Source organism: Wolbachia endosymbiont of Drosophila bicornuta, assembly GCF_028982105.1.
In the GTDB taxonomy this organism is placed as follows: domain Bacteria; phylum Pseudomonadota; class Alphaproteobacteria; order Rickettsiales; family Anaplasmataceae; genus Wolbachia; species Wolbachia pipientis.
In genome coordinates, this window is the sequence record NZ_JAPQLF010000107.1 from 1 (window position 1) to 4047 (window position 4047).

Annotated in this window: 2 protein-coding genes; both read right to left on the reverse strand. The window is 36.4% G+C overall.

What is annotated here, in order from left to right:
* Nucleotides 1–421 precede the first annotated feature (421 nt).
* On the reverse strand, nt 422–2218 hold the full coding sequence (gene lepA / locus OZD68_RS03360) for a translation elongation factor 4 (protein ID WP_182309396.1): 1797 nt from the start codon (nt 2216–2218) through the stop codon (nt 422–424).
* Nucleotides 2219–2293: 75 nt separating this feature from the next.
* A complete protein-coding gene (locus OZD68_RS03365) occupies nt 2294–3697 on the reverse strand; it encodes a malonyl-CoA decarboxylase (protein WP_182309397.1) in 1404 nt (467 codons plus the stop codon).
* Nucleotides 3698–4047 lie beyond the last annotated feature (350 nt).

Below are 4047 nucleotides of genomic sequence, written 5' to 3' on the forward strand. Positions count from 1 at the left end.
TTTTTTATTCTAAAACGCTTGATTAAGAGCGATTTAGCTGCTTTTAACTTGCAACTAACCTACACCGCAATTGTTTAAGAAATTTACTAAGCAGGAAAAAAGGCAAAGAAACCACGTAGTAGCTAGCATTCAAATTCCCCCTTGTCAATTTGACGTTTTTTGCTGTCTTAAACGCTTTGTAAGCGCGTTTCGGCTCACATAGGTAAAAACCTAAAAATTTTTAAAGACACGCGATGCACGTAGTGCGAAAAATTAAACATGAGATGCCAAATACCCTAAGTTTTTTGTCATTAACCTGCACAGACTGCGAAGATAAATAAATAGCTTCAGTTTCATGATAAGGGAGCTGGCGGAGTTTGTCAAGTAAGTTTTTTCGTTTCTAACGGTTGTTGCCAAAAACTATACAAGAAGTCTTTTAAGATCAATCACTTATCTTCAAGGCTTGAATAAAAGCATTCTGTGGAATATTTACGTTCCCTATAGAATGTAACCTTTTTTTACCCTTCTTTTGCTTTTCAAGTAGTTTCATTCTTCGCGTTACATCTCCACCATAGAGTTTAGCTGTTACATCTTTTCTGTATGGGTTAATCGTTTCTCTGGCAATAATTTTTCCGCCCACTGCCGCTTGAATCGCGATTTTATATTGCTGACGTGGTATTAGATCCTTCAAGCGTGCGCATATTTCACGCCCTCTTTTTTCTGCCCTACTTTTGTGAACGATACAAGCCAGTGCATCTACGGGCTCTCCATTAATTAAAAAGCTTAATTTATCTATTTGGCTTACCAGATAGCTGGAAATTTCCCAATCCAAACTTGCATATCCTTTGGAAATTGATTTTAATCGATCATAAAAGTCAAAAACAACTTCAGACAGTGGTAATTTATATCTTAACAATGCTGTTGTTGTGTTACCAATGTAAGATAAATCCTCCTGTTCTCCCCTCCTTTCTTCACATAGAGATAGAATCTCTCCCAAGTATTGGTCAGGGACCATTATGGTTGCGGTAATCCATGGTTCTTCCACAATTTCAATTTTCGTTGGATCTGGCATATCACTTGGGTTATGAATATTCAAAATTTCACCACTTCGTGTTGTAACCCTATATATAACACTCGGTGCAGTTGCTGTTAGGTCTAAATCAAATTCTCTCTCGAGCCTTTCTTGAATAACTTCAAGATGCAACATTCCCAAAAAACCACAACGAAATCCATAGCCTAGTGCATTTGAAGTTTCAGCTTCGAAGGTAAAACTTGCATCATTTAAATGTAACTTCTCTAGAGCTTCCCTTAGATATTTAAAATCATCCGTTTTGTGAGGGAAAATGCTACAAAATACCACAGGATGCACTTCTTTAAATCCAGGAAGTGCTTCACTACAAGGTCTCTTTTCCTCAGTGATAGTGTCTCCTACCTTGCAGTCTGCTACTTCCTTCATTGAAGCAGTTATAAAACCAACTTCACCCGCTGAAAGCTCACTCGTCATAACTTTTTTAGGGGTGAAAATACCAATATTGTCCACTTGATATGTAGCATTATTAGACATCATAACAATTCTCATGCCTTTTTTTAGCACTCCATTTTTAACTCGCACTAAAATTACTACTCCTAAGTAAGTGTCATACCAACTATCAACCAAAATTGCTTGCAATGGAGCATTTACATCACCTTGAGGAGCTGGAAGTTTTGCTACTATTGCTTCCAGTACATCTTTTATTCCAAGTCCAGTTTTTGCTGATATTAAAACTGACTCACTTGCATCAATACCGATTATTTCCTCAACCTGGAGTTTTACCCATTCTGGATCTGAAGCAGGAAGATCAACTTTATTGAGCACAACTATTATTTCATGGTTGTTGTCAATAGCTTTATATACATTTGCAAGGGTTTGTGCTTCAACGCCCTGGCTACTATCTACCACTAAAAGTGAACCTTCACATGCGGCTAAGCTTCGGCTTACCTCGTAAGAAAAGTCAACGTGACCTGGGGTGTCCATGAGATTTAGGCAATATTGATTACCGTCGTTTGCCGTATAATTGAGTTTTACCGTCTGTGCCTTAATTGTAATCCCACGTTCGCGTTCTATATCCATTGAATCGAGTATTTGATTGGTCATTTCTCTTGCTTCAAGGCCGTTACATTCCTCTATTAAACGGTCAGCAAGCGTTGACTTACCGTGGTCTATATGCGCTATTATTGCAAAATTTCTTATGTTGTTCATTTATGGCTATTTTACTTAAGTAGAACCATTTTACATTTTAAGTGTTGTGAGGGCAATCCTTTATTAAGAGACTATTTACTCCTTCAACATAGACGACACTTTTTTCGAGCAGGAAATCACTTTATTAACCATATAGTTTTCATGATTATTATCTATTTTAGGCAACTCATATAGATAATTTACCATCATCCCGGCTGACTGACTAATACCCTTTTCAGAAGTATCCGCCATCCAGTTTAATTGTTTTATTGATGCGCCATTGCTTAAATGAAAATGCGCCACCGGGTCATAAGTATTTCCATTACTATTATTCACTTTTAGTAAATAATATGCACATAGTTTAAGCATGTATTGTTTAGTTTCATTTGTACATTCAACATTAGTTTTTAATTGCTCTGCACTTTCTAAAATTTCTGCACCAGATTGTTTTATATTTAGTTTGCCCAATAAAGTGACATCTTGGTTTAGATTGTTTTTTAGCCATTTCGTAAAGCCAGGTATTGGAGAAAGAGTTGCATATGTTTTTATACTTTTAAACTCCTGTGATAGCTTTTCTACAACCCTTTTGATCAAAAAATTACCAAGGCTGATTCCAGATAACCCTGCTTGAGTATTTGATATTGAATAGAATATAGCAGTGCTCGCATTACTCAGATCATTTGAAGGTACTGACTCATCTAAAAGGTGTTGAATGCTATCTGCAATCTTATCCAGCAATGCAACCTCTACAAAAATTAGAGGTTCGTTTGGTATCTTGTAATGAAAAAAAGCAAAACAGAGACGATCAGAATCTAGTCTGTTTTTTAGGTCGCCCCAAGAGGAAATTTTATGCACAGCTTCATATTTTATAAGTTTTTCTAGCAATGATGCAGGTGAATCCCAAGTGATTTGACGAAGATCTAGTAGATCGACATCAACCCAAGTATAGAGTATATTTTTTAATTCGTTCTCTAGTGGATTCAAGCTTCTATGTTGGTTTTTTAGCTTAAGAACATCAGAACGCATATCAACAATAAACTTAAGGCCTTCTGGTAAAGAAATAAATTGCTTTAATATTTTAGAACGCGGTGATTCAAGAATTTTTATTAAATCCTGTTCAAATTTATAGTTTAACTCGGGATCTTGGTTTTTCTTATACTCTCTAATTTTCTCATCTATTTCCGCTTTATTCGGATTAAATTTTTCTGCCAGGGTTTGTAGAAATTTTATTTTGCCTTTCTCTGATAAGCTTAAGTACAAGTTACCAAGAGATACAGCGTTTTTACGTGCTGAAACCTCCCCTCCCTTTGGATTTAAGCACTCGTTCATCTTCAAGACTAAACTATCGATATCGCGACTGTTGCTTAAATCAGGACTGATGTTACCAATCCACGATCTTACAGCATCTGCCACTCCACCTAGTATTTTAAAAAAGCTTCTTACCGCCTTTTTGTCTTCAACTTTCACTATATCAGTTTTTACCAATGATTCTTTTGTCATAGATTCCCTTTATTATACATAGCTAATGCAAGTCAGGGTCATACCGCCGCGATATCTCTAGATCCCGCTAACAAGCAGCGGGATGACGGTTGTCGGTAAACCCAAGTTATTTTAGCTACATATAGCTTAAGTTAAAGGAAAATTTTAGCTACATAGCAGGCACTATTACTAGATTATTAATAATTCAGTAATACAATAGACTTCTTGCACTACCTCCCAAGCCACAACTGTCATTCAGTAGAAACGAAAAAACTTGCTTGACAAACTCCGCCAGCCCCCCTATCATGAAACTGAAGCTGTTGTATTTGCTTTCGCCAATCTGCAGATTAAAAGGTAAGGATTACTTAATG